Source organism: Neomicrococcus lactis (genome assembly GCF_014200305.1).
Taxonomy (GTDB): Bacteria; Actinomycetota; Actinomycetes; order Actinomycetales; family Micrococcaceae; genus Neomicrococcus; species Neomicrococcus lactis.
In genome coordinates this window covers 710045-736701 of sequence record NZ_JACHBL010000001.1, presented here as the reverse complement: position 1 = coordinate 736701, position 26657 = coordinate 710045, and the positions used below count along the sequence as shown (strand labels likewise).

The 26657-nt window shown below is 57.4% G+C and carries 22 protein-coding genes, 3 tRNA genes and 1 other RNA gene; 13 read left to right on the top strand and 13 right to left on the bottom strand.

The genetic code is table 11. The features are described from left to right. Positions 1 to 39: 39 nt before the first annotated feature. The gene (locus BKA12_RS03390) at positions 40 to 1269 is read right to left on the bottom strand and encodes an endonuclease/exonuclease/phosphatase family protein (RefSeq protein ID WP_183640645.1); all 1230 of its coding nucleotides are present in this window, start codon (positions 1267 to 1269) and stop codon (positions 40 to 42) included. A 45-nt stretch (positions 1270 to 1314) separates the two neighbouring features. After that, positions 1315 to 2025: a DUF8185 domain-containing protein gene (locus tag BKA12_RS03385; protein ID WP_183640643.1), complete on the bottom strand. Its 711-nt coding sequence runs from the start codon at positions 2023 to 2025 to the stop codon at positions 1315 to 1317. 135 nt (positions 2026 to 2160) lie between these two features. On the opposite strand from BKA12_RS03385, the gene BKA12_RS03380 reads away from it, so the two are divergent. After that, positions 2161 to 3066 carry an acyl-CoA thioesterase gene (locus BKA12_RS03380; protein ID WP_183640642.1) on the top strand — a complete coding sequence of 302 codons (906 nt, stop codon included), beginning with the start codon at positions 2161 to 2163 and terminating at the stop codon, positions 3064 to 3066. 126 nt (positions 3067 to 3192) lie between these two features. On the opposite strand, the gene ettA is transcribed toward BKA12_RS03380, so the two are convergent. Then, positions 3193 to 4875 carry an energy-dependent translational throttle protein EttA gene (gene ettA / locus BKA12_RS03375; protein ID WP_183640640.1) on the bottom strand — a complete coding sequence of 561 codons (1683 nt, stop codon included), beginning with the start codon at positions 4873 to 4875 and terminating at the stop codon, positions 3193 to 3195. Between the two features lie 155 nt (positions 4876 to 5030). Continuing rightward, positions 5031 to 5552: a single-stranded DNA-binding protein gene (locus BKA12_RS03370; RefSeq protein WP_183640639.1), complete on the bottom strand. Its 522-nt coding sequence runs from the start codon at positions 5550 to 5552 to the stop codon at positions 5031 to 5033. A gap of 172 nt (positions 5553 to 5724) precedes the next feature. Here BKA12_RS03370 and BKA12_RS03365 point away from each other — a divergent pair. Continuing rightward, positions 5725 to 5801 (top strand) — tRNA-Arg (locus BKA12_RS03365). Positions 5802 to 5961: 160 nt separating this feature from the next. Continuing rightward, complete coding sequence (locus BKA12_RS03360) at positions 5962 to 7218, top strand: MFS transporter (protein ID WP_183640637.1); 1257 nt, start codon at positions 5962 to 5964, stop codon at positions 7216 to 7218. On the opposite strand, the gene mptB (BKA12_RS03355) is transcribed toward BKA12_RS03360, so the two are convergent. Together mptB (BKA12_RS03355) and mptB (BKA12_RS03350) are read right to left on the bottom strand one after the other, a co-directional pair. Beyond that, entirely contained in the window at positions 7215 to 8801 is a 1587-nt protein-coding gene (mptB, locus tag BKA12_RS03355; RefSeq protein WP_183640636.1) for a polyprenol phosphomannose-dependent alpha 1,6 mannosyltransferase MptB, read from the bottom strand. The genes BKA12_RS03360 and mptB (BKA12_RS03355) overlap by 4 nt on opposite strands. Positions 8802 to 8807: 6 nt before the next feature. After that, positions 8808 to 10361 carry a polyprenol phosphomannose-dependent alpha 1,6 mannosyltransferase MptB gene (gene mptB / locus BKA12_RS03350; protein ID WP_246361593.1) on the bottom strand — a complete coding sequence of 518 codons (1554 nt, stop codon included), beginning with the start codon at positions 10359 to 10361 and terminating at the stop codon, positions 8808 to 8810. Positions 10362 to 10455: 94 nt separating this feature from the next. On the opposite strand from mptB (BKA12_RS03350), the gene orn reads away from it, so the two are divergent. Together orn and BKA12_RS03340 are read left to right on the top strand one after the other, a co-directional pair. Beyond that, positions 10456 to 11022, top strand: coding sequence for an oligoribonuclease (gene orn, locus BKA12_RS03345; protein WP_183640634.1), 567 nt, complete (start codon positions 10456 to 10458; stop codon positions 11020 to 11022). Positions 11023 to 11178: 156 nt separating this feature from the next. Continuing rightward, positions 11179 to 11251, top strand: a tRNA-His gene (locus tag BKA12_RS03340). Positions 11252 to 11354: 103 nt separating this feature from the next. Here the strand turns inward: BKA12_RS03340 and BKA12_RS03335 are convergent. Then, positions 11355 to 12533, bottom strand: coding sequence for an IS1249 family transposase (locus tag BKA12_RS03335; protein ID WP_183639794.1), 1179 nt, complete (start codon positions 12531 to 12533; stop codon positions 11355 to 11357). Between the two features lie 128 nt (positions 12534 to 12661). On the opposite strand from BKA12_RS03335, the gene def reads away from it, so the two are divergent. Continuing rightward, positions 12662 to 13234, top strand: a complete 573-nt coding sequence (gene def, locus BKA12_RS03330) for a peptide deformylase (protein ID WP_183640633.1) — start codon at positions 12662 to 12664, stop codon at positions 13232 to 13234. Positions 13235 to 13329: 95 nt separating this feature from the next. Here the strand turns inward: def and BKA12_RS03325 are convergent, their stop codons facing one another. Both BKA12_RS03325 and rnpB read right to left on the bottom strand, forming a co-directional pair. Beyond that, a complete protein-coding gene (locus BKA12_RS03325; protein ID WP_183640631.1) occupies positions 13330 to 14766 on the bottom strand; it encodes a glyceraldehyde-3-phosphate dehydrogenase in 1437 nt (478 codons plus the stop codon). A gap of 231 nt (positions 14767 to 14997) precedes the next feature. Continuing rightward, positions 14998 to 15348, bottom strand: an RNA gene (gene rnpB / locus BKA12_RS03320) — RNase P RNA component class A. A 43-nt stretch (positions 15349 to 15391) separates the two neighbouring features. Between rnpB and BKA12_RS03315 the strand changes: the two genes are divergently transcribed. Beyond that, a complete protein-coding gene (locus BKA12_RS03315) occupies positions 15392 to 16165 on the top strand; it encodes a peroxide stress protein YaaA (RefSeq protein ID WP_183640630.1) in 774 nt (257 codons plus the stop codon). A gap of 7 nt (positions 16166 to 16172) precedes the next feature. On the opposite strand, the gene BKA12_RS03310 is transcribed toward BKA12_RS03315, so the two are convergent. Continuing rightward, the gene (locus BKA12_RS03310) at positions 16173 to 16913 is read right to left on the bottom strand and encodes a zinc ribbon domain-containing protein (protein WP_183640628.1); all 741 of its coding nucleotides are present in this window, start codon (positions 16911 to 16913) and stop codon (positions 16173 to 16175) included. A gap of 98 nt (positions 16914 to 17011) precedes the next feature. After that, entirely contained in the window at positions 17012 to 17863 is an 852-nt protein-coding gene (locus tag BKA12_RS03305) for a Nif3-like dinuclear metal center hexameric protein (protein WP_183640626.1), read from the bottom strand. Between the two features lie 60 nt (positions 17864 to 17923). Between BKA12_RS03305 and msrA the strand changes: the two genes are divergently transcribed. From msrA to epsC, 3 genes are all read left to right on the top strand, one after another. Next, a complete protein-coding gene (gene msrA / locus BKA12_RS03300; protein ID WP_338087413.1) occupies positions 17924 to 18496 on the top strand; it encodes a peptide-methionine (S)-S-oxide reductase MsrA in 573 nt (190 codons plus the stop codon). Positions 18497 to 18661: 165 nt separating this feature from the next. After that, positions 18662 to 19597, top strand: coding sequence for a cysteine synthase A (gene cysK / locus BKA12_RS03295; RefSeq protein ID WP_183640624.1), 936 nt, complete (start codon positions 18662 to 18664; stop codon positions 19595 to 19597). Positions 19598 to 19618: 21 nt separating this feature from the next. Further along, entirely contained in the window at positions 19619 to 20203 is a 585-nt protein-coding gene (epsC, locus tag BKA12_RS03290) for a serine O-acetyltransferase EpsC (RefSeq protein WP_183640623.1), read from the top strand. Between the two features lie 69 nt (positions 20204 to 20272). Here epsC and gndA read toward each other — a convergent pair whose 3' ends face one another. Beyond that, positions 20273 to 21712: an NADP-dependent phosphogluconate dehydrogenase gene (gndA, locus tag BKA12_RS03285; protein WP_183640621.1), complete on the bottom strand. Its 1440-nt coding sequence runs from the start codon at positions 21710 to 21712 to the stop codon at positions 20273 to 20275. Between the two features lie 63 nt (positions 21713 to 21775). On the opposite strand from gndA, the gene BKA12_RS03280 reads away from it, so the two are divergent. Next, positions 21776 to 21848, top strand: a tRNA-Val gene (locus BKA12_RS03280). Between the two features lie 42 nt (positions 21849 to 21890). Here BKA12_RS03280 and BKA12_RS03275 read toward each other — a convergent pair. Next, positions 21891 to 22265, bottom strand: a complete 375-nt coding sequence (locus tag BKA12_RS03275) for a DUF3052 domain-containing protein (protein WP_221228172.1) — start codon at positions 22263 to 22265, stop codon at positions 21891 to 21893. Between the two features lie 286 nt (positions 22266 to 22551). Here BKA12_RS03275 and aceE point away from each other — a divergent pair, with 286 nt between their 5' ends. Both aceE and BKA12_RS03265 read left to right on the top strand, forming a co-directional pair. Beyond that, positions 22552 to 25293 carry a pyruvate dehydrogenase (acetyl-transferring), homodimeric type gene (gene aceE / locus BKA12_RS03270; RefSeq protein WP_183640618.1) on the top strand — a complete coding sequence of 914 codons (2742 nt, stop codon included), beginning with the start codon at positions 22552 to 22554 and terminating at the stop codon, positions 25291 to 25293. 129 nt (positions 25294 to 25422) lie between these two features. After that, a complete protein-coding gene (locus tag BKA12_RS03265; protein ID WP_183640617.1) occupies positions 25423 to 26637 on the top strand; it encodes a PucR family transcriptional regulator in 1215 nt (404 codons plus the stop codon). The last annotated feature ends 20 nt before the right edge of the window (positions 26638 to 26657 follow it).

Below are 26657 nucleotides of genomic sequence, written 5' to 3'. Positions count from 1 at the left end.
TGGCGAGGACCTCCGCAGCTTTTGGTTTAAGGTGCTGAACTACTTCTTGATTTCAACCCACACCAAGCGGTGATCGGACGTCGGGAACGGGTATTCGCCAGTTAGCTCTGAGCCAGGCTCGCCCTTCTTAGGCCAGAAAACGCCGGCATCCTCAACTACCAAATTGCGAGATGGCAAAACGTAGTCGGCACGCAAGTTGCCCGGAGCGCCATCTGCGAAGTCAGCCGTGTCATAGGCAGGATCAGCCTCATGAGTCAGGTTTGCGCCGTTCTGCAAGACTGCCGCTTCCGGGCCACCCTCGGACGTTGGCAACGGATCCTGAATACGGTTGTGGTTGAGCAACTGCTGAATCGCCTGATCCAACGAATCTCCATCCTTCGGATCCGCGTTCTGATCGCCAAGGATCACGAAGCGCTCGCCAGCCTTGAGTCCGCCGAACTCTCCGTTGTCGTCGTAGATGTATGACGACTGCTTCTTGGAGGTGGCGACGTAGTCAGCCCAGAACCGGATTTCGTCATGGTTGCGGCGGCCATTGCGGTCCTCGGGACCGTCGAAGGTGGGTGGGGTCGGGTGCGAGGTCAGCGCGTGGACTACCTTGTTGTCCACCTGAACCGGGATGTCCCAGTGGCTCTTGGAAGACAGAGGGAACTGCTCGAGCTCTTGCGCGGAGTACCAGTTCTCAGGGATGGCGTGGTTTGGCATGTCCTTCCACAGGAAGTTCTGGAAGGTGCGCACCTGATCTTCGAGGATCGGATACTTCGAGTAGACCACCATGCCGTACTGACCGGGGAACAGTCCGAATCCCCACGCATCGTCACCACCGGCCACAGCGCCGTTGTTGTTCAAATCAAAACCCGAAGGCACACCGGTGTTCACCGGCGCGGTGTACACGTACGGGTAATCTGCGGTTGGCTGACCGTTTTGAGAGACTGCAAGGTAATGAGTGCGGAACAAATCTGCGGCACGGTGTTCGGCGTCGTAGTCGAATTCGTTGATGAGCAGCACGTCTGGCTGATTCATCTGGATCACTTCAGCCACAGCCTTAGCCTGCACATTGTCTGGGGTCGACAAATCGCGAACCAGATCGCCTTCGGCATTCCGGTTGAGCGACGAGTTATAGGTAGCGACCTTGAGAGACTGCTGCTGGTCAGCTTTGGCAGCAGATTTCTCGGCATTCTTGTTTGTAGGTGCCGCGGATGCAGCGGTTGCGGCGAAAGGAACGGACAGTACGAGAGACGCCGCTACAGCGGCGGTGAGTGATTTACGCATGATCGAAAGCTACTTGCGCGAAGAAAAATCTAGGCGAATTCCCGGTTAACGCGAGAAAACCAGCACGTGACCCTTGCTGGCGCTCAACCGCTGCCATGCACCAGTTCGTGTGTGCCTCACCGGCTCCCCGGGCGTGAGGAATCCCAGAGTTTTCATGGCGATTGCGGCTCCCAGCGCAAGCGAGGTTTGTTCCAGCCGGGAAGTCCAAATGCGTTCACGCACAGTTTGTACGACGGCGCCGCCCGGGTTCGCGGGCAAAGCTTTCGCAACCGCTTCAATCGCCTGATTTGCGTGCTCTTCGATTTCCTCGCTTGAGAATTCCGCTACCAGTTCCCAGCCACTGCGAGGTGGAACATGTCGAGCCCATGATGCCACCTTTTCTGCGGGTGGAGCGGGGATGACCGGCGCTGCACCGGCAGACACCGGATCATCCAACCGTGCAGTTCTATCCGTAATATCGCCGATGCTGTAAACACCAATCTGGCTCTCATGATCGCGAGCCAGTCGAGAAACTCGCATGCCCAACAGGAGCATCGCGTCCGTTGGTTGCTCTCCTGCTGAAGCTGCGTCGTCGTTCTTTCCCAGTAATTGAAGGCCAAAGTTGCCCACGGAAAGAAGCGGAACATAGGTTGCTAGCGCGGTTCCGACCGTTTGAAGCATGACGCCGTCATCATTGATGGAACGAGCACGGGCGAGAAATTGACCGAGGTCACGGACGGATTCGGAGTCGATGAACTCGAGATTTGGGAAAGGCACCCCTCAATCTTGCCACCAGTTGACGACGTCCTCGGTGAATATGTTTGGTGACACTGGATCCCACGGATAATCTCTAGGGAAAGTGTTGTGCCTCGCGAGGTAGTTTGAGCTGCAAGGAGCGAAATAGTGTCGGATATGAATCCAACAGAACGACTCATCGATCTTTTGGATGTAGATGGAGATCCTGAAGCGCGCACCGACGAAGACATCTTCGTAGGTCACTCGCCAAAACAACCGAACCGTCGCGTTTTCGGTGGCCAAGTATTGGGCCAGTCGGTAGTTGCGGCCTCGCGTACGGTTCAGGAAGACCGTGCCATTCACTCATTGCATGGTTACTTCCTTCGCCCAGGCGATATTTCCAAGCCCATCACCTTCGGCGTGCAGCGCTTGCGCGATGGCCGATCCTTTTCAGCTCGCCGGGTTCACGCTTATCAAGATGGTGTGCCGATCCTCTCGATGATCGCGTCCTTCGAGGTGCCTGCCGTTGGCATTGAGCACCAGATGGATTTCCCCTCCAACATTCCGGATCCGGAGACTTTGCCGACTGCGTCCAAGTGGCTTGAGGGAATTGACCACCCGATGGCGAAGGACTGGCGCGAGAACCGTCCTTTCGACTTCCGTTATGTGGACGAGCCAATCTTCTTCAAGCCTGCGGCCGATCCGTTCGCAGGCACCGTGGTGTGGATCAAGACTCGCGATCCCCTGCCAGCCGGTACACCGCAGGCAGTTCACCGCGCTGCTCTCGCGTACGCATCTGACTACACGCTGCTCGAGTCAGTCATGCGTCGCCACAAGCTGGTGTGGACCACGCCGGGCATGAGCATTGCGTCCTTGGACCACGCGATGTGGTGGCACCGCCCTGTGGCCGTCGATGAGTGGATGCTCTATGTGCAGGAATCGCCGAGCGCTTCCGAGGCACGAGGTTTGGGAACGGGACGTATCTTCTCCCGCAACGGTGAATTGTTGGCAACGGTTGCCCAGGAAGGCATGATTCGCATCCCTCAGCTTTCCGATGAGCAGGAACAAGCCACCGGCGAGTAAGCCGGCATCTAATTCGGCACCAAAAATACGCTGCAGACAGCAAAAGGCCCACAGGATTCGGTTGAACCGATGCTCCTGTGGGCCTTGCTCTTAGTTGGCTACTTCAGCCAACCGTTGGTTTCGCGCTTAGTCGCGGGTCAACCGGCGGTGCGTCACGCGGTGAGGCTTCGCCGCGTCTGGGCCGAGTCGCTCAATCTTGTTCTGCTCGTACGACTCGAAGTTACCCTCGAACCAGTACCAGTTGGCCGGGTTTTCCTCGGTGCCTTCGTACGCGAGGATGTGGGTAGCCACTCGGTCAAGGAACCAACGGTCGTGGGAAATCACGACGGCGCAGCCCGGGAATTCGAGCAACGCGTTTTCGAGCGAGGAAAGAGTTTCCACGTCGAGGTCGTTAGTCGGTTCGTCAAGGAGCAAGAGGTTTCCACCCTGCTTGAGGGTCAACGCGAGGTTCAAGCGGTTACGCTCACCACCGGAGAGCACGCCAGCGCGCTTCTGCTGATCTGGGCCCTTGAAGCCGAACGCAGAAACGTAAGCGCGGGACGGCATTTCAACCTGTCCAACGTTGATGTAGTCGAGACCGTCGGAGACAACTTCCCACAGGGACTTGTCTGGGTCGATGCCGGCGCGGTTCTGGTCAACGTAAGAAATCTTGACCGTTTCACCAACGCGCAGGTCGCCGCCGTCGAGTTCTTCAAGTCCAACAATGGTCTTGAAGAGCGTCGACTTACCCACACCGTTCGGGCCGATAACGCCGACGATGCCGTTGCGTGGCAACGTGAAGGAGAGTCCGTCGATCAAGGTGCGATCGTCGAAGCCCTTCTGCAAGTTCTTGGCTTCGATCACCAGAGAGCCAAGACGTGGTCCTGGTGGAATCTGGATCTCTTCGAAGTCGAGCTTGCGAGTCTTCTCCGCCTCGGCAGCCATCTCTTCGTAGCGTGCCAAACGAGCCTTCGACTTGGTCTGGCGACCCTTGGAGTTGGAGCGCACCCAGTCGAGTTCGTCAGCGAGTCGCTTTGCGAGCTTCTGATCCTTCTTGCCCTGGATTGCAAGACGTTCGCGCTTCTTCTCAAGGTAGGTCGAGTAGTTGCCCTCGTATGGGTGCAACTTGCCGCGGTCCACTTCAGCGATCCATTCCGCGACGTGGTCGAGGAAGTACCGGTCGTGGGTGACGGCAAGGACAGCGCCCGGGTAGGATTGCAAGTGCTGTTCGAGCCACAACACGGACTCGGCGTCCAAGTGGTTAGTAGGCTCATCGAGGAGCAACAAGTCAGGCTTCTGCAGCAAAAGCTTGCACAAAGCAACGCGACGGCGTTCACCACCGGAAAGGTTGGTGACTGGGCTATCCCCTGGCGGGCAACGCAACGCGTCCATTGCCTGCTCGAGCTGGGAATCGATGTCCCACGCGTCAGCGGCGTCGATTGCTTCCTGAAGCTTGCCCATCTCTTCCAAGAGAGCATCAAAGTCAGCATCGGGCTGGGTCATCTCTTCCGAGATCTCGTTGTAGCGAGTGATCTTTTCGTAGATCTCGCCCACGCCTTCTTGGACGTTGCCAAGAACAGTCTTTTCCTCATTGAGAGGTGGTTCCTGCAGCAAGATTCCCACGGAGTATCCGGGGCTCAAACGTGCTTCACCGTTGGACGGGGTATCGAGTCCCGCCATGATCTTAAGGATCGTCGACTTACCAGCACCGTTCGGACCCACAACGCCAATTTTGGCGCCAGGGAAGAACGACATGCTCACATCGTCAAGGATGACCTTGTCGCCAACAGCTTTGCGCGCCTTGGTCATGGTGTAAATAAATTCGGCCATGCCTTCTAGGCTATCTTCCAAACCGGGGTTAGTTGTATTCGGCAGCCTATTAGAGAGCGTTTTACGGTCACTCCGGCCTGGTGAATTCGTTCTCACCCCGGTTTGAAAGACTTTTTAGCCCTTTTCTGGTGACGGGCAGGACCGCCTAGGCGGGTTCAGCGCATGGCCAATTCACGATCGTCGGTGTCCTCCGCTTCGAACTGTTGGTCGGCGTCGGCACACAACTCTTCTTCAGCAGTGATGCTGTTTCCTTCTTCTGCAGCGCCGGCGCTCTCTGGGCTAGACGCTTGAGTTGTGTCGTTGGATGACTTCGGTGGATAGGACTTATGAATCACGGCGCTACTGGCCCACGTGAGGTCATGGCCAATGGATTGGGCTTCCAAGCCGACGTAGGCGCCAACGGTTGAGTCTTCACGCGTGAAGGTACGCACTTTGAGCCGTCCCACCACAATGACCTTTTCACCCTTCTTGATGCTCGACACCGAGTTCTTTGCGAGCTCACGGTAGGCCGTGACAGAGAACCAGTTGGTCTGGCCGTCCACCCATTCGTTCTTCTCGCGATCAAACCAGCGCTCGCTGCAGGCCAACCGGAAGTCAGTGGCATCTGTTCCGTTTTCAAGCTTCTTCAACCGTGGATCCGTCGCGACGAAACCGCGGACCGTCATCACTTCACTCATTGCTTTTTCCTCTCAAGTTGTCGCCGCACGTTTTGCGGTACATGACCAGTCTGCGAAGCGGTCAGCACGGCGTTTGGGAGGACGGCAGTTTTTGGGGATAACTCACGAGAACTCACGAAGTGTCAAAGACCTGTGCGTGATGTTCTACAATGTACGGGTGCCTTTGGCACTGGCCTCCGTAGCTCAGTTGGATAGAGCGGCAGCCTTCTAAGCTGCGGGTCGCGCGTTCGAGCCGCGCCGGGGGCACCACAATTCGATCGTTCAATTACCCTGATATTGTCAAAGCGACTTAGATAAACGACAGCTTGGCGGACCTTTAGTGGAATCGATGTCCGGTAATCCTTCGCGTAATACCGATGAGAGCCCCCTACTTACGTCTCGCACCTCTATTCTAAGATTCGTCCTGTTGTTGCGCTTTCAAAATGAGAAATACCGCTCTGCGACACCGGCTGATCCGACCATCCCCATCCGCTTCGAAGTTCGCGCGATCATCGCAATCTTCACGCTGCTTGGCATCTTCTTTAGCTCGTGGGTCGCACGACTTCCAGTCGTCAAGAGTGATTTGTCCGTCAACATCAGCCAAATTGGTCTTCTCTTGTTCTGCATGGCAGCCGGAACTGTTGGCGGCCTCCTAGTCGCCAGAAAAGTGCAGAGTTCCCTTGGTGCCCAGCGTGGACTGGCCTGGACCGTTCTCATCTCTTCACTTTTCATCTTTGCTCTCGGAGCCGCGACGCTCTGGGCCAACGTCATCCTGGTCTGCATTGTGCTGTTCTTTTATGGAGCGAGTCTTAGCTGCACGGACGTCTTGATGAACGTTGAAGGCGCCCGCATTGAACGCAGCCTGAAGCGCACCTTCCTCCCCCTACTCCACGCTTTCTATAGCTTCGGAAACGTCGTTGGCGCTGGAATCGGCTGGTTTGTCGGCATGCAGCACATCAGCGTCTTTGCGCACTTCGTCATCATCGCTGCGCTGGGAATCTTGATTGCGATCTTGGCAGTCCCTGCCCTCAATTCCTCTCATTCATTCACCGTCACTCCCCTGACGCTAGACGAACATTTTTCCGCGCCGACCCCGTTGAAACGCGACTACAGTCTCTGGATGATCGCCATGCTGATTCTCTTCATGGCCTTTGCTGAAGGTGCTGGAAACGACTGGATTGCCCTCGCAGCTCACGAAGGACACCAGCGACCAGACGCTGACGCCGCCCTCGTCTATGGCGCGTTCGTTGGCGCGATGATGGTTGGCAGACTACTCGGTGGGCCTTTTGTGGACCTCGTGGGCCGCGCCGCTGCACTGCTTGCGCTCACGATTGTAGGAATTGCCGGAATTGCTCTGTTCATCTTCTCGAGCGATGTCTTCACGCTCTTCATGAGTGCCGTCATGTGGGGACTCGGAGTCTCGCTTGGCTTCCCGCTCGGGATCTCTGCTGCTGCAAGTCATCCCACCGATTCCGCTCGTCGCGTGGGGCTGGTATCCGTATTCGGATATGCCTCCATGTTGACCGGTCCTCCAATTTTGGGCCTCTTTGCGCATTCTTGGGGAATTCTTGCGGGGCTCTGGCTTCCAGCCTTATCACTGCTCTTGTCCCTAATCTTCATCCCGGCTGTCGGCAATCGGCGAAAGCGCCAAGTCGCTGCCGAAGCAGACGAAACACCAGCACCCTAGAGGCGTTCCTCGGTGGCGCTAAGCCGCGCTTGAAGCCAAGAGGAGCGGTTGAACGGGAACAGATGTCGCGTCTTCGGATCAACGAAGATCAACACCGCCATGTAGACGAGACCTAGGATACCCGTAATGATGCGAACGAGGGTCAAGTCAATCCACTGTGCAACGCTGAGCTGATCCACCACTCCCACAAGCACCAGGATCGCGGATAGCAAGAAGAAAAGCTCTTCAATAAGCCCGCGATACACGCGGTACACGGCAAAGAGTGGCACAATCCACAGCAAGTACCAAGGCTGAATAATCGGCGCCAGTAGCACCACTGCGCTCAGCCCTAATGCGAAGCCTAACATCGGGTGCAGATCATTGCGGAACAGCGCCAAGTACAGGATGAACAAGACCGCGAGGACGCGGCACAGCGTATAGAACACGCCAGCCACCACGGCATGGTCCAGACCGAAGAGCGATGCCACCCAGCCCAGTCCCTGCCCCACCAAACCGATGGGTGCAAAAGGAAAGGCTGCGGAGCCGGAGCTCGCCATGCCGGGAATCCAACCGAACCACAGACGCGTCACGGCTCCCATGATCGTGAGTCCAACACCCACGCTGAGTGCCAACAGCACCCACGTCTTGATCCGGCGGCCCCATGAAGCACCCTGTCCAGCCATCAAGAGGCCCAAGAACGGCAAACCGATCAAGACAATCGGCTTGATGCCAATAGCGATCAGTGCCCAGATCACGGAAGCCGCGTGGCGTCGTCGTAATCCATACCAAAATGCCAACAGAATGGCCCCCATCATGAAGGAGTCATTGTGGACGCCGGGAATCATGATGAGTAGGAACAAGGGGTTCGCGACGCTCACCCACAGGGCCCAGCCTGGATTGGATTTCAGGCGCTCGGCGAGTAGCGGAATTACCCAGACGCACAGCGCCACGCCAGCAACTGCGAAGACGCGGAACAGCAAGACGCCGATCTCCGGAATACCGCCGGAAATCCAGAAGACGAACTGAGCGAACAGCAAGAAGATGGGGCCATACGGGCTAGCGGACTCGGCCCACAGACCGTCCGAACCCTCCGCGAACCAACCCGGCAGCTGGGACACCCAATTCTCGTAAGGATTGAGACGCGAGTGCATGAGCCGGCCCTGCGCGAAATACGAGTACACGTCCCGCGAAAAAATTGGGAATGAAAAGAACATGGGCAGCGACCACCACAGGATCGCCCGGCGAATCACTGGCACCGAATGCTGGTGATCCTTGCCCGAACGCTGGCCTAGTCGTAGCCACGCGCGAACCAAAATGAGCGAACCCAGCGCCAAGAGACACGCACACGCAATCACGCCAAAAGGCTCAACGCGCAGAGGATTCAGGAACGTGGTGCGGGCAAAGAGCGAGTTCTGCGCAGAAGCAAGCCAGCCAACGCCCCACGAGCCCAACGTGACCATGATCGAAGCGATGATGCCCTGAGCAATCGCGACGGCCGCATGTGACTCATCGCCACCTGCAATGCGACGGAAAACAGGGCGACTTGCTAGCCACTCTTCGGCGCGGGTGAGCGCATCAGTGAGCTGAGTCAGGAACTGGGGCATGAGGTCTCAGGAATCCTGATCGCGCGAAATGATGGTGGTGGGTCGCTCTGATTTAGGCCGGCGCAGCGGCGGCAAGACCCCTCGGAACATGTGCTTGGTATGCGGATCCAGGAACGCGAGGTACGCCATCCCCGCCCACGAAATCAGCGTGGACATGTGCTTGATCCAGGACTCGGAATCGCTCAAGAACTGCCAGACGAAAATCTGGTCAGCCGCGCCGTAGGCAAGCATGAACGCGCTCGTGAAGATGGTGAAGACCATTTGCCAGTCGTCGCGAATCCCGGTCACGGCGAAGAACGGCAGAATCCAGAGCAAATACCACGGCTGAATCACCGGAGACAGCACCACGAGAGCCGCAAAAGCGATGCCCATGCGCTGCACCAAGTGAGAGTGCTTGCCACGGAAAATTACGAACAGCACAACGAGGACTGAAGAGAGGCGGCCGATGAGCTTGATGGTGGGAAGGACACCGCTCGAGTCCAACCCCAAAGCGTTGAACGCGCCTTCGAAGAACATCACCAACATGCCCAACGGGGCGAAGACGGTATAACCAGTTCCGGTAATCAGCATGACCTTGAGCCAGCCGAAACCGTAGCCGTTCAAAATTCCGGTGAGAGTCATGAGGGCAAGGACAATGAGGCCTGTGTACGCCCAATAGCGGAACTTCTTCCACCAGCTAGCGCCTGCACCGGCCCACAACAGTCCAATAAACGGCAACAGCACAATAGTGATGAGCTTGACGCCGATCGAGGCCGTCAACAGCACCACACCGAGGAATCCGCGCTTCGTCGCCGCGTAGTACGTTGCGGCGACAGCCAGACCCACCATGAGTGCGTCGTTGTGGGCGGACGCTACGAAGTTCACCAGCAAGAACGGATTCGCCACCGTAATCCACTGAGCTTTGGCGCCTTCAACGCCGTGCAGGGCCGCGAGCTTCGGCACGTAGATTGCCAAGAGGACCACGCCAAGCAGCGCCACTAGGCGGTACAGGAAGACGGAAATATCCGGCGAGGTACCGGCCACCTGATTTACCAGGTATTCGATCCACAAGAAGAACGGTCCGTACGGAGTTTCAGACTGCGCCCACCGTGGGTCGGCCCCGAGCTGGAACCAGTTGGACAACGTCGAGATGCCGTCCACATACGGATCTTGCCCGGAGGCCACCAAGCGACCCTGACCGATATAGGCGAAGACGTCGCGGCTGAAGATCGGCACGCAGAACAGCATTGGTATGGTCCAGATGCCGCCCGCAAGAGTGACCGCTTTCAGGCTTCCTTCTGGCCAGCCGCTCAGCAGCTGCCGCAAACGGAGCCAAGCACGGAAAAGTACCCAACAGCCAAGGGTGAGCAGAATGGTGGACAGCGCCACGCCCCACGTTTCGGTGCGCAGGTTAATGAGCCATGGTTGACGGTTGAGCGGCGAAACGATGGCGAGCCAGCCGACTCCGCAAGAACCGATCAAGATGAGGACTGCGCCGATGAATCCTTCAACAATGTTCCAGCGCAAACTACCGGCGGTTGCTAATTTCGGGCGAGCCACTGCGCCATTGCTGGTCCCCAAACCGCCTCCTCACCGCCACAAAGTCTTTACAAATGCTAGCACCGGCCACTTCTCCTCAGGCCGCGGCACTCCCCCGGCACGGTAAATTGTCCATATGGCCAATTCTTCAGAAATGCTCGTGTGGATCGATTGTGAAATGACTGGACTCGACGCTGTCGAGGACGCCCTGATTGAGGTTGCCGTGTTGGTGACCGATTCAGAGCTCAATGTCATGGGTGAGGGCGTTGACGTGGTGATCAAGCCGTCCGCCGTTGCGATCGAGAACATGGACGATTTCGTCCGCAGCATGCACACCTCCTCCGGTCTCATCACGGAGCTCGAAGGTGGCATCAGCATGGAGGAAGCTACCCGCCAGGTCCTCGATTACATCAAGGAATGGGTTCCGGAGCCTCGCACTGCTCCGCTTGCCGGCAACTCCGTAGGCCAAGACAAGTTGTTCTTGACCCGGGACTTGCCAGAAGTCATGGAGCACCTTCACTACCGAATCGTGGACGTGTCCAGCATCAAGGAACTAGCTCGACGCTGGTACCCGGCCGCTTACGCTGCGTCCCCGAAGAAGACAGGCGGTCACCGCGCGCTCGGCGATATTCAGGATTCCATTGCCGAATTGGCGTACTACCGTGGCGCCATTATGGTGCCCAGTGAGGACGCGAATTCCTGATGACGACGACGCCGCAGCTTGCGTTCGTGACGGACATCTCAGGCCCAGCGGAGTCTCGTTTAGAAATTCCTGCAAAAACTGTGTAAGATATTCTCTGTTGCTCAGACAGAGGATGATCAAAAATCTACTGTTGACAACGGCTCTTTGAGAGCCATGGTGGGTATAGCTCAGTTGGCAGAGCGCCTGGTTGTGGTCCAGGAGGTCGCGGGTTCAACCCCCGTTACTCACCCTCACGATGAAGGTGGGAGGCAGTCGCCTCCCACCTTTTGTGTTTCCGGAATCTCTTCCGAATCAGGGTTATAGGCACAAATGTGTGTACAGGTTTCGGCGTGTCATGGTTGGTTTCTGCCGGCCCAGCCGGTTTGGATGCCGTTTCCGTCTTCCCAGCTGAAGTGGTTGCTGTAGGTTTCTGGGGCTTGCGATTCATCGCTTTCCATTGATGCGTTTTTGGTCCGTTGGGCCGGGTTGAGGTGTTCTGGTTTCACGAGGCTCCAGGGTTGTCTGGGGTGTTCGGTGAGGGATTCGAGGAGCCAGTCCACAGCGGTTCTGGCGTGCTCTTCGGGGAGTCCTCGATGCAGCCGTAAGAGCTCTTTGATCGCTTTGTTCGGTCCGCCTTCTAACGGGGATGTGGTCCGGTGAATTTTCTCGCCGGTGTCTGGTTGCAGGTCAGTGTCTAACCACGTGAATAAGCAGTGTTCTTGGATGAGGCGTCGATACACGTTCCGGGCTCGGCGTAAGCGTTGATGCGTGTACCACCAGTGACTGTTTCTCGAGACGCTTGAGGGGCGTTCCTGACCGGTTTTCGCTTTGGTTCGGTGCTTGAGGAACTCGTCCCATTTCGCCTCCCACGCGGCGTATTCACGCAACCACGCAATGGCTTCGTCTTGGGTGCTGACCTTCATCAAGACCCTCGTCAGGGCTGCGAGTTCTTTACCGGCTGGTAGCCGTGGCTGGAAGGTGAGCTCGCGACGGATGTTCTGGAACACATGAAAATAGCAGCGTTGAACTTTCGACTCCGGCCACGTTTCCTTCAACGCGGCACGTAGCCCGGTACCACCATCAATGATCGCCACCGCCGGTGCCGGGATCCGCTCGAGTAGGACTTGCCAGGCGATCTTTTTCTCTCGATCGCACCATTGCCAATCCACCACGTACTTGCCGTTATAGGCGATCAGCACGCACCACCCGTTGAAATAGGTGCCATCAAGCATGAGCTGATGATGCACTACGCCGGTGGGCACAGGCGGTGGAACCTCAACGCGCCAGCACCACTGAATACGCTTCCGGAAACCACGCGCTGAACCTGCCATGGCTGCCTGCGACTGAGTACCCAGGATCCATGTCAAGAACTGAGTCAGTTCGCTCTTACGAGTGACATCAGATCGTGAACGAACCTGCGAAGCACCACACGACTTGCACCGCCACCGAGCACGACCAGCCGAGGTCTTACCGTTCTTGACCAGAACACAATCACATACACCACAACGTGGCCGATGAGAAGCAACAGGCACCCCATATGCTTTCAAAGCATAAGCAGGACCCTACACGCCTACTCCCACAAGGCAAGCAAGCCTAATCTGTACACACATTCGTGCCTATAACCCCCGAATCAAGGATTCTTCTTAGTTAGGATTTATCCATGAGTATTCGTCCCGTCACCATTTACGGCGAGCCTGTTTTGCACACTCGCGCTCAAGAAGTCACCCAATTCGACGACGAGCTGCGTGCCTTGATTGCCGACATGTTCGAGACCATGGACGCCGCCCACGGCGTGGGTCTGGCAGCGCCTCAGATCGGCGTTGGCCTGCGCATCTTCACTTACGAGTATGAGAACGAAGACGGCGTGGCTCCGCGTGGCGTGGTGGTCAACCCGGTGCTGACTCTTTCCAAGGTTTCCGGCGCCGCTCCTGATCCTGACGAGGAAGAAGAAGGCTGCTTGTCCGTCCCTGGCTTAGGCTTCCCCCTCAAGCGTGCAGAATACGCCCGCGTGCAGGGTTTTGACGGTAACGGCAATCCTGTGGACTTCGAGGCAACTGGCTGGTTCGCTCGCATCATGCAGCACGAGTTCGACCACCTCAACAGCACGCTCTACGTTGACCGCTTGGTGAGCCCGTGGAACCGCCGCTGGGCCAAGGCCAAGCGGAATCTCGGCTGGGGCGTCCCCAACAAGACCTGGATGCCTGGCGTCGATCCGGATCCTTTCGGCCACTAAAACTTTCCACAACAAAAAAGAGAACTCCTCCCCTGCTCAGTTGAGCAACGTGAGGAGTTCTCTTTTGAGAGGTCTAAGACCTGAACCTGATGAAGTTACGCCTTCGGGAAGGTCGGCGCGTTAGTGCCGGCCATCGTCTCAACGACGCGAACTACCTGGCAGGAGTAGCCGAACTCGTTGTCGTACCAAACGTAGACAACAGCGTTCTTGCCACTGGCAATGGTCGCGAGACCATCAACAATGCCTGCGCGGCGGGATCCCACGAAATCAGTGGAAACAACTTCTGGGGAATCGATGTAGTCGATCTGGCGGTGAAGCTCGCTCTGCAACGACGTGGTGCGAAGGTACTCGTTGAGCTCTTCCTTCGTGACGTCCTTGTCCAAGTTGAGGTTCAAGATTGCCATGGAAACGTCCGGGGTTGGTACGCGAATAGCGTTACCCGTGAGCTTGCCGGCGAACTCAGGAAGTGCCTTCGCGACAGCCTTAGCAGCACCGGTTTCCGTGAGCACCATGTTGAGTGCTGCGGAGCGGCCGCGACGTGTGCCCTTGTGGAAGTTGTCGATCAAGTTCTGGTCGTTCGTGAACGAGTGAACGGTTTCCACGTGTCCGTGGTTCACACCGTACTCATCGTTCAAAACCTTGAGAACTGGAGTGATGGCGTTGGTGGTGCAAGATGCTGCGGAGAGGATCTTGTCATCGTCGGTGATGTCAGAGTCGTTGACGCCGTGAACGATGTTCTTGATGTCGCCCTTACCTGGAGCAGTCAAGAGAACGCGAGAAACACCCTTGGCCTGAAGGTGCTGGCCAAGTCCTTCTGCGTCGCGCCACTTACCCGTGTTGTCCACGACGATGGCGTCCTTGATGCCGTACTCGGTGTAGTCAACGGACGTTGGATCATTCGAGTAGATGAACTGGATCAACGTGCCGTTAGCAAGCATCGTGTTGTTCTCGGTGTCAACCGTGATGGAGCCCTCGAAAGGACCATGCACGGAGTCACGGCGGAGCAACGAAGCGCGCTTGACGAGGTCATCTTCAGAGCCCTTGCGAACTACGACGGCGCGAAGGCGAAGTCCATAGCCGCCGCGCTCGATGAGGATGCGGGCCAGCAGACGGCCAATACGACCAAAGCCGTAAAGCACAACGTCAACAGGCTCTGCCTCGTGAGCGCCCTTCTTACCAGCGACATCTGCGAACTCTTCCTTCAAGAAGGCGTCGAGATCGCTCTGACCGGATTCCTTGAACTTGCGGTTCAAGCGCGCCAAGTCAACAGAAGCAGCTCCAACATCAAGCTTTTCGATGCCTTCGAGCAGCGCGAGGGTGTCAGCAATTGGCAAGTCAACGTTGTCTACGCGACGGGCCGCACGGTGGGCCTTCAAGATGTCGACGGCGGACTTGTTGATGAGCTTGCGGCCGTAAAGCGACGACACGACGTTGTTATTGCGGTAAAGACGGCCGATTACCGGAATCATCTCTTCAGCGCTTTGTTCGCGACCGCTCCACTCAGCGAGGGCGGCAGCAGACTGCTCGGTCATTGGCAATCCTTCCATTTCAGCCGGGATCTCCCGGTTGGCACCGTGAAAGCACCATTGCACATACGGTGGGGTCAAGCCGATGGGTTTCGGTTGACAGCCCACGTTTATCATAGGCAACCCAGTGGCGTAGGCGATAAATACATTCAGAAGAAGTCGCTGCTTTTTGAAGAATCAGGTGAGTTCTTGCTCACATGATGACAACATGGCGCCTTGATGCGGCTCGCCGGTGAATGGATGGGTTGAGCTGTACGCCGGGTTCTGTTCGGCCGAAGCCGTGACGATCATCCATCTAGGATTGCCGTTACCGACAACCTCGAGCGGTCTACCTGGTTGCTCGGGCGGACAGCCCTCAAACGCAGCCTTTTTGACCTTGCTCCAAGTGGGGTTTACCTAGCCAATCTGGTCACCCAAACTGCTGGTGGTCTCTTACACCACCTTTTCACCCTTACCGAAACGGCGGTTTGTTTTCTGTGGCACTTTCCTGCGAGTTACCTCGAGTGGGCGTTACCCACCACCCTGTCCTGTGGAGCCCGGACGTTCCTCGGGTCGTTATTTACGACACGCGACCGTCCACTCAACCCATCCGACCACCTAGTTTACGTTAGTCAACTACTAAGCTGGCTCAGTGCTGATCCTGCTTCCTCCTTCTGAGACCAAGAAAGTCGCCACTACTGGCCAAGCGTTTGAAATGAACGAGCTCTCATTTCCAGAGCTTTCCGCCGCCAGGCATCGCGTCCTTGAAGAACTTCAAGAGATTTCGCGGCACCCGGAAGCACTCAAACTCTTGGGTGTGGGAGCGTCGCTCGAAGAAGAGGTTCGGCGCAATCTTGAGCTGCATGAAGCGTCCGCGGCGCCAGCATATGAGATCTACAACGGCGTTCTCTACGACGCGCTCAGCATGAGTTCGCTGGGTCCGAAAGCTAAACAGCGAGTGGTGAGCAGCGTCGTCGTAGTTTCTGCGCTGTGGGGAGCCGTGGGTTTCGGCGACCGTATCCCGGCGTATCGCCTGTCCATGGGGACGAAATTGGGACGCATCGAAAATCTCTCGAGCTACTGGCGCTCGGAGATGAAGGAATCGATGGATCGCCGGGCCGTAGGACAGCTCATCATTGACTGCCGCTCGAGTTCTTACGCGGCAGCGTGGAAAGCGCCCCTCGAGCAAACAGTGAGCATCGGCGTGAAGCAGTGGCATGACGGAAAGCTCAAGGTCATCACGCACGCCGCCAAGCTCACGCGCGGTGAATTGGTCCGGGAATTAGCAACGTCGCGTCGCAAGGAGCCCACCACGCCGAAGGAACTGTTGGCGCTCGTGAAGACCGTGTGGCCAGACTCCACGTTGGAACCTGCCACGGCAAAAGCCGAGCACAAGATTCACATTGTGCTTCCGGCCGCCGAGTAGCTAGGGATTACTCCCAGTCTTCAGATCGCACCAAGATAACGCCCGAATCTGGGCAGAGAACGACGTCGTCCGGCGCGGCTTTCGCGATTTCGGCCAGATCTCCCGGTGGCAATCGCACATTGCTGCCTTCGGAAACGCCTTGGAAGAGTCGCGCTGCGCCCAAGCCCATGTTCCGAGCACGGATCTTGTCATAGATGGTCAACAAGCCGGAGTCGATGGTGTCAGCGAGTCGCTTGCGTTCTTCTTGAGCATGCCGACCACGCTCTTGGACTTCTGACAACGTAATCCTCAAGTTGTCTTCCGTGAGTTTGAGATCTTTTTCCGCGTCCGCGAAATGCTTTTCCGCCTTCTTCAGTTCCTCGTGATGCTTCTCTGAGGAATCCATGATCTCCAGCTCGGAGCTTTCCAAGTCCGCCTTCTTGGCGCGCAGGGTCTCGATTTCGTGCTGCAAGTTGGTCAGCGTCGATGCAGAACCGTTGCCTTGGTCTAGAGCAGTCTGATCCTTGTTGATGCGAGCTTGGATGGTCTCGATCTCATGTTCCAGATCCTTTTCCGCTTGTGCTTCTTCGGCAACTTTCGCGCGAGCGGCGTCCAAAACAGTTTTCGCTTCGCTCAACTTTTCGCGAGCGGCGGCCAAGTCCGGATGCTTGAGGGTCTGTTCAAAGGTCCGCTTTGCTACATCGAGAACGTTGTCTAGCTGCTGCAGCTCGAGAAGCCTAAATTGGTCTTCAACTGGTGCCTTGGCCATGATGCCTCCTATGCAAGAACCTTCTCCAACCATAGCCTCGTTTGACTCAGAAAGAGAGGGTCAATTTCCGGGCTCATCTCGGCAAAGGCAACTGAGTATCAGCCGTTGAGGCAGAAGTCCCAAGGATCTGAATTCACGCTGCTGACCAGGATGTCCACTTCCCAGCCGGAGTCTTCTGCAAAATTGATCAAGGACTGCGCTGCCGCCGGCAGCCACATCCATTCGCTCGCGAAGTGGGAGACGTCCACGAGGTAGGGGCGGCCATCAAGCGTCGCCTCTTTGGCTTCGAGTGCTGGGTGGTGGCGCAAGTCTGCAGTGACGTAAACATCCGCGTTGGCTGCACGCACCGCATCAAACAGCGAATCCCCCGCGCCACCGCAGATTGCCACACGGCTCACCATCGCGTCCCGCGGCCCGGAAACCCGCACGCCACCGGCAACTTTCGGCAGTATTCCGTAAACCTTGCCCGCGAAGTCGCCCAGCGTCGTCGTACTCTCTAGCCGTCCCACACGACCAATCCCCTCTTCGGGAAGCCCATTCGCCGCGCGAGTCAACGGCTCACAATCCACGAGCCCAAGAATGTCCGCAAGCACATCGCTCACGCCGCCCACTGCCGAATCGCCGTTCGTGTGGGCAGTCAAGAGCGCGCACTGGCTCTCGATCAGTCGGTGCACCACGCGTCCCTTGGAAGTCAGCGCCGAAACGCCATTGACAGGCTTCAGCATCAACGGATGGTGGGCAATGATCAGATCCGCTCCACGCTCGATGGCATCCTCAACTACCTCGAGGGTTGGATCCACCACCCAAATGATCCGATTGATGGGTTGTTCCGGCCGTCCGGCAACGAGTCCCACCGCGTCCCATGTCTCAGCCAAAGACGCTGGCCACAGCTGTTCAATGCCATCCATAATCTGGCGCAGCGTGGGAGTTGAAGGTGCCTGGGAAGTCATACGTCTAACGTAGTCGAGGATCTCAGGAATCTTTTGGCGCGACTTTAACTTGTAATAGACGTGCCTATTGACGAATCAACATCAACCGAACACCTCGAGACCTATGTTCTGGCAGGTGGCTGCTTCTGGTGTCTTGACGCTTTGTACCAAAAGGTGCGCGGCGTAGCTGAAGTGGTCTCCGGCTACACGGGCGGTCACCTCGATAATCCTGACTACCGGTCTGTATGCTCCGGAACTACCGGACACGCTGAAGCCGTCGCCGTGAGCTTTGACCCGTCCGTGATTCCAGGCGACGTCATCTTGGACATGTTCTTCACGATGCACAACCCCACCACTTTGAACCGTCAGGGATACGACATTGGAACTCAGTACCGTTCCGCGATGTTCCCGCTGAACGACGGCCAGAAGGCTGACTTTGAAAGCGCCATTGAGCGCGTTTCCGAGCTGTGGGCTGACCCGATCGTCACCACCATTGAGCCTGTAGGACCGTTCTACATTGCAGAGAACGTGCACCAGAACTTCTACGCACGGCAGCCGGGCGAAGGCTACTGCCAGGTCATCATTGACCCGAAGCTCGCCAAGGCGCGTCAGAAATTCTCTCCGTGGATCACGGAACCGGCCACCGCCCAATAATCGGACGTTACATTCCGTGGCTTGATCTAGCGCTCAAATGCCAGTGCATAGATAGGCTAGTGATAATGAGACGTTCCCACGATGCTGCGTCACCAGTACGCATCGCTGCTCTCCACGAAGTTTTCCAAAGTAGTTAGTTTCCAAAGAACATTGGAGGATGTCCGCATGGGCAATATTTACAACAACATCGCTGAAGTTGTTGGCCGCACTCCGTTGGTGCGCCTGAACCGAATTGCCGAGGGTCTCCCGGGCAACGTTGCCGTCAAGCTCGAGTTCTACAACCCAGCTAACTCCGTCAAGGACCGCATCGGCGTGGCCATCGTTGACGCCGCTGAAAAGGCTGGCGAACTCAAGCCAGGCGGAACCATTGTTGAAGGCACCTCCGGCAACACGGGCATCGCTTTGGCGATGGTTGGCGCGGCTCGCGGTTACAAGGTCATCTTGACCATGCCAGAAACCATGTCCACCGAACGTCGCGTGATGTTGCGTGCTTTTGGTGCCGAAATTGTTTTGACGCCAGGTGCCGATGGAATGCGTGGTGCCGTTGAGCGCGCCAAGGAAATCGTGGCCAGCACCGACAACGCCATTTGGGCACGTCAGTTCGCCAACGAAGCAAACGCTGCGATTCACCGCGCCACCACGGGCCAGGAAATCTGGGATGACACGGACGGCGAGGTAGACATCTTCGTTGCCGGCATCGGCACGGGCGGAACCATCACCGGCGTTGGCAACTTGCTCAAGGAGCTCAAGCCAAGCGTCAAGGTTGTTGCTGTTGAGCCTAAGGACTCCCCCATCTTGAGCGGCGGCAAGCCAGGTCCTCACAAGATCCAGGGCTTGGGCGCAAACTTCATCCCAGAAATCCTTGATCAGAACGTCTACGACGAAGTCATGGATGCACCTCTTGAAGAGGCTGTTGCAACGGCTCGTCGCATGGGCGTTCTTGAAGGTATCCTCGGCGGCATCTCCTCCGGAGCAGCCGTCTGGGCCGCCCTCGAGGTTGCCAAGCGCGAAGAAAACCGCGACAAGCTCATTGTGGCTGTAGTTCCTGACTTCGGTGAGCGCTACATTTCCACCGTCTTGTACGACGACATCCGCGGCTAATCTACCTTTTACAAGGAAATAATGTCCTTCATTTCACGCATTAAAGAGGACCTCGAAGCGGCACGGGCGCATGATCCCGCCGCTCGAGGCGATCTCGAGAACTTTCTCTCTTACTCCGGCCTCCACGCCATTTGGGCGCACCGCTTGACCCACGCCATGTGGCAAAAGGAAGAGCTCAAGTTTCCAGCCCGTTTGATCTCGCAGTTTGCGCGATTCCTCACGGGCATTGAGATCCACCCTGGAGCCACCATTGGTAAGCGATTCTTCATCGACCACGGCATGGGTGTGGTGATCGGTGAAACCGCCGAAATTGGTGACGATGTGATGCTGTATCACGGTGTGACCCTCGGCGGCCGCTCGCTAGCCAAGACCAAACGTCACCCGACGCTTGAAGACCGCGTGGTGGTTGGTGCCGGCGCCAAGATTCTGGGGCCGATCACCATCGGCGCGGACTCGGCCGTGGGCGCCAACGCTGTGGTGGTGAAGGACTCCCCTGCGAACTCCATCATCACCGGAATTCCGGCGACGAACCGTCCACGTTTGGCCAACGAGCACAAGCCTGCCGTTGACCCAGCCGAGTACATCGATCCGGCTATGTGGATCTAAGTTCTTATATAAAAAGGCCGCGTGCTGAAGTCTTGAGTGACTTCGGCACGCGGCCTTTTTGTGCGCTGATTAGTGCGTGTCTACTGCTTCGATCTCGCTCTTATCTCCGCTCCACAACGTGTGGAACGTACCCTCTTGGTCCACACGCTGGTAGGTGTGCGCGCCGAAGTAGTCGCGCAGTCCCTGCGTGAGCGCTGCCGGCAAGCGGTCGCGGCGCAAACCGTCGTAGTAAGACAACGATGACGCAAACACCGGTACCGGGATACCGAGGCGTACCGCGGTGGATACGACGCGACGCCATGCTGGCACAGCGTCAGCGATGACACGGGAGAACGTTGGGGCGAAGAGCAAGTTCTTGGGAGCTTCTCCATCGGCGTAGGCCTTCATGATCTCGTCCAAGAGACGAGCACGAATGATGCAGCCTGCGCGCCAGAGCGATGCAATCTCGTCCAGCTTGAGGTCCCAGTTGTAGTGGCCTGCAGCGGAGCTAAGCATGTCCAAGCCCTGCGCGTAGCTCACGAGCTTCGAGGCGAACAGAGCCTGGCGAACGTCCTCGACGAAGTCTGCTGGCAAGTCGCGAATCTCTTCCACGCCTGCAGAAAGAGCAGTCTGTGCCACGGCCCGCTGTTCGCGCTGCGAGGACAATCCGCGCGCAAAGACCGATTCAGCAATGCCGGAAACCGGCGAGCCGAGTTCGAGTGCCGAAATAACGGTCCAGCGGCCCGTGCCCTTCTGTCCTGCGGAGTCAACGATGACATCGACGAGTGGCTTTTCGGTCTTCGCATCCACCTGCGCGAGAACTTCTGCCGTGATTTCGATCAAGTAAGAAGAAAGCTCGGTCTTGTTCCAGTCAGCAAAGATGGCAGCTTGTTCAGCTGGCTCAATGCCTGCGGCGTGTCGCAAGAGATCAAAGGCTTCACCGATGACCTGCATGTCCGCGTATTCGATGCCATTGTGAACCATCTTGACGAAATGGCCGGCGCCGTCCGTGCCGATCCAGCGGCAGCACGCTTCGCCGTCGTACTTAGCGGAAATCTTCTCCAGCATGGGGCCCAGCGCGTCGTAAGACTCGCGAGAGCCGCCCGGCATGATCGAAGGGCCCAACAATGCGCCCTCTTCGCCGCCCGACACGCCGACACCGACAAAGTGGAGACCTTTTTCTGCGAGAGATGCCTCACGTCGACGCGTGTCATCAAAGTGCGAATTTCCTGCATCGATGACGATGTCACCCTCGTCCAAAAGTGGCACCAATTGCTCAATCACGGAGTCGACCGGGGCGCCAGCTTTCACCATAATGAGGACGCGGCGAGGCTTCTCAAGGCTGTTAACTAGCTCTTCTAGGGACTCGGTGCGGACAAAATTGCCCTCTTCGCCATGTGCTTCAAGCAGTGCGTCGGTCTTCTCCACGGAACGGTTGTGGATCGCAACGGTGTAGCCATTTCGCGCGAAGTTTCGAGCCAAGTTGGCCCCCATCACGGCAAGGCCCGTGACACCGATGTTTGCAAGCATTCGCAATTTTCCTTAATTGTTATGTATAGTAATTACTCGTTGCGCTGATGAAGCCAACAAGATGGGTCTTTAGCTCAGCTGGTAGAGCGCCACGTTTACACCGTGGATGTCATCGGTTCGATCCCGGTAGGACCCACGATATGAGGGGCCACTTCGGTGGCTCCTTTTTCGTTTCCAGCTAATTCTTACGGCGCGCTACGAGTCGCGTGGCTGCCCACTCAGACGACACGCCTTCGGTTTTGGTGACGTGCAGGCCCGCGGTAGGCGCAGCTTCCTGAATATCCGCCGGGGACACGTGTCCGGCGCGGCCAGCTTTCGGGGTCAACAACCAGATGGGTCCCCCCTCATCTAGCGTGGTCTGCGAGTCAACCAGCCCATCCACTAGATCGCCGTCCTCGGCGCGCCACCAGAGGATGACGGCGTCTGCGACGTCATGGTCTTCCTCGGTCAGTAGCTCCGAATCGATGATGTCCTCAAGATCGTCGCGCAAATCAAAATCAATGTCGTCGTCATAGCCCAGTTCCTGCACTATGTCGCCCGATTTAAACCCCATCTTTGACGCAACGTTTACCTGCGCGCTCTCGGCGTCGCCCACAACATCTCCTTAACACTCGTGAGTATTCGTAACAAGCCAATACCCATTTTCGTCCCTTATCAAGCGAAACGCGGTCATAGAGCACAACTTCAGGTAATGATGCGTGTCGTAATTCACTCTAGAGAGGACTATTTCCTCTGTGAACAATCCTGCGTGAGACTAGAGTAGGAAACCAACGTATCTTTGCGCCCATCGGTTGTGAAGAAGTGTCCTCCACGACTACCCGTACCAAGGAGAATTCAGCGTGGCCAACGAAGAACCACATATCTCTGACATCCGCAGTGGATTGACGTCCCAGTTCAAGGACGTGGATCCGGAAGAAACGTCAGAGTGGGTTGAATCATTCGACGATCTCGTCGAAACTCAGGGCACTGAGCGTGCTCAATACATCATCCGCTCACTTCTCCAGCGTGCAGGCGCAAAGAGTGTTGGCGTCCCGATGGTGACGACCACCGACTACGTGAACACGATTCCGGTAGACCAGGAACCACACTTCCCGGGCAACGAACAGTTTGAGCGCCGTTACCGCGCATTCATTCGTTGGAACGCAGCTGTCATGGTGCACCGTGCACAGCGCCCCGAAATCTCCGTCGGTGGACACATCTCCACGTACGCCGGTGCGGCCACCCTTTACGAAGTGGGCTTCAACCACTTCTTCCGCGGCCAGGATCACCCAGGCGGCGGCGACCAGATCTTCTTCCAGGGACACGCTTCCCCAGGTATGTACGCTCGTGCCTTCCTCGAAGGACGCTTGAGCGAGGACGACCTCGACGCATTCCGTCAGGAAAAGTCCAAGAAGAACGGCATGCCGTCCTATCCGCACCCACGCTCCATGCCAGATTTCTGGCAATTCCCAACCGTGTCCATGGGTCTTGGCCCAATGGATGCGATCTACCAAGCACAGTCCAACCGCTACCTGCACAACCGCGGCATCAAGGACACCTCTGACCAGAACGTCTGGGCTTTCTTGGGCGACGGCGAAATGGACGAGCCAGAATCGCGCGGCTTGTTGCAGCTTGCTGCCAACGAGAAGCTCGACAACCTGAACTTTGTCATCAACTGCAACCTGCAGCGCCTCGACGGCCCGGTTCGCGGCAACGGCAAGATCATGCAGGAACTTGAAGCCTTCTTCCGTGGTGCCGGCTGGAACGTCATCAAGGTTGTTTGGGGACGCGAGTGGGATGCCCTGCTCGAAAAGGATGAAGACGGCGCACTCGTTGACATCATGAACCAGACCCCGGATGGCGACTACCAGACCTACAAGGCAGAGTCTGGCGCGTTCGTTCGCGAGCACTTCTTCGGCAAGAATCCAAAGACCAAGGAAATGGTTGCGGACATGACCGACGAAGAGATCTGGAACCTCAAGCGCGGTGGCCACGACTACTTCAAGGTGTACTCCGCCTACAAGCAGGCCGTTGAGCACAAGGGCCAGCCAACCGTCATCTTGGCGCACACCGTCAAGGGCTACGGCTTGGGCACGCACTTCGAGGGCCGCAACGCGACCCACCAGATGAAGAAGCTCACGCTGAATGACCTCAAGCAGTTCCGCGATCACTTGCGTATCCCGATCACCGATGAGCAGCTCGAGAAGGATCCTTACCTTCCTCCTTACTACCACCCAGGGATGGACGCTCCAGAGATCCAGTACATGATGACGCGTCGCCACGCTTTGGGCGGTTTCGTTCCTGAGCGTCGCTCCCGCCACACCAAGCTCGCGTTGCCTGATGACAAGGCATACGCCGTGGCCAAGCGCGGTTCCGGCAAGCAGCAGGCTGCCACCACCATGGCATTTGTGCGTTTGCTCAAGGACCTCATGCGTGACAAGGAATTCGGCAGGCGCGTTGTGCCGATCATCCCGGATGAGGCTCGTACCTTCGGTATGGACTCCTTCTTCCCGACCTCGAAGATCTACAACCCGAAGGGTCAGAACTACACCTCGGTGGACCGTGAGCTCGTGCTCGCGTACAAGGAATCCCCTCAGGGTCAGATTGTGCACGCCGGCATCAACGAAGCCGGTTCCATGGCTGCATTCATTGCCGCCGGTTCTAGCTACTCGACGCACGGCGAACCGCTGATCCCGATCTACATCTTCTACTCGATGTTCGGTTTCCAGCGCACGGGTGACTCGATCTGGGCAGCTGGCGATCAGATGACCCGTGGCTTCATGATCGGCGCTACCGCTGGCCGCACCACGTTGACGGGTGAAGGTCTGCAGCACGCAGACGGTCACTCGCCACTTTTGGCGCTCACCAACCCGGCTGTAGTGACGTACGACCCTGCCTACGGTTACGAAATCGGTCACATCATGCGTGATGGTCTCGAGCGCATGTACGGCGGACAGCATGAAGATCCAAACGTGATCTACTACATCACCGTCTACAACGAGCCAATCATTCAGCCTGCTGAGCCAGAAGATTTGGACGTCAACGGCTTGCTCAAGGGCATCTACCTCTTGGCTCCTGCCAAGATCGATGGCCCACGCGCACAGCTCCTTGCATCCGGCGTTTCTGTTCCATGGGCTCTCGAAGCACAACAGATCCTCGCCGAAGAGTGGGGTGTCTCCGCTGACGTTTGGTCCGTCACGAGCTGGACCGAGCTTCGCCGCGATGGTGTAGCCGCAGAGATGGAAGCATTCAGCAACCCCGGTGCTGAGGCTCGCGTTCCGTTCATCGCTCAGCAGCTTGCTGGCGCTACGGGACCGATCGTGGCTTCCACCGACTACGTGACCGCGCTTCCTGACTCGGTTCGTCAGTTTGTTCCGAACGAGTGGGCCACCTTGGGTGCCGACGACTTCGGCTTCTCTGACACCCGTGCAGCGGCTCGCCGTTACTACAAGATCGACGCTCACTCGATGGTGGTCAAGACCTTGCAGATGCTGGGTCGCCGCGGCGAGATCGACGCGAACTTGGCACGCCAGGCGTTTGAGAAGTACGACCTCAACAACGTCAACGCTGGAACCAGCGGAAACGCAGGCGGCGACGCTTAAGATCGTCAATCGCGCGGCTTAGGCTGACGCACCTGAAGAGGGCGGAGTCACGAACAGTGGTTCCGCCCTCTTCTTTGTAGACTTCCCACAAATTTGGATCCGCGATTCACATCCGTATCCTTGTGAAGTATGACTTCCACGCGGCCTCCCACTCGATCCACTGACAGGCCGAACCCCGTCGCGACGTCCGCCCCGACTGCCAGCAAAGAGACGCTTGCACGCTTGCGAGCAAACTTGGGGCAGCTTTCCACCGTTGCCTTGCGCCAGATGGACCAGTCGCTGCCGTGGTATCGCGGTCTACGTCCGGAAGAACGATCTGCCTTGGGACTTGTAGCCCAGCAGGGTATTTCGAGTTACGTTTCTTGGCTCGAGTCCCCCAGCGCGCCTCAGTGGGTGGTCAACGACGTCTTCGGCGCCGCCCCGAGCGAGCTCACTCGCTCGATCAGTCTCCAGATGGCTCTTCAGCTCATTCGCGCGATCGTTGACGTGGTGGAGAGCCAGGTTCCGCACTTGGCTCCTCAGGCCGAGCAGTCCGTTTTACGCGAGTCCGTGCTGATCTATTCGCGCGAGGTCGCCTTTGCCACGGCCGATGTTTACGCGCGTGCCGCCGAGTCTCGCGGTGCCTGGGATTCGCGTCTCGAGGCCCTCGTGGTGGACGCCATCATGCGCGGCGAGGATCCCGATTCTTTGCGTTCACGCATCTCTGCCATTGGGTGGAAATCTCAATCTGACATCGTGGTGATGATCGGCGACACGCCAGAAAATCCCGGGGCCGGCTTCGTCAATGACGTGCGCCGGGCCGCCGCGCGATACGCGAGAGATTGCCTCGTTGGTATTCAAGGCGACCGCCTGATTCTACTTTTGGGCGGAGTGAACGACGCCGCAGCTTACGTCCGTCTCGCCACTTACTTTGGCCCGGGACCAGTGGTACATTCCACCATCGCTCAGACATTGCAGGATGCCACCAAGTCCGCACAGGGAGCACTGGCTGCGCTTGCCGCCGCTCACGGTTGGCCCGAAGCTCCGCGTCCTGTCTCTTCTACGGATTTATGGCCAGAACGCCTCATGAATGGTGATGCTAGCGCTCGAACAGCATTGGTGGAGGCCGTGTATCAGCCGCTGCAAGCCGCCGGCAATGGACTCATTGAGACGCTCGCCGCCTACATCGAACTGGGCCATTCGCTCGAAGCGGCTTCTCGTGAATTGTTCATTCACACCAATACGGTCCGTTACCGACTCAAGCGCGTGCTGGACATCACGAGCTGGGATCCACTCATTCCTCGCGACGCATTTGTGCTTCATTGCGCGCTCACGGCGGGTCGTTTAGCGCTTCCGCAACAATGAGAACGCCCGTATCGGGAAAA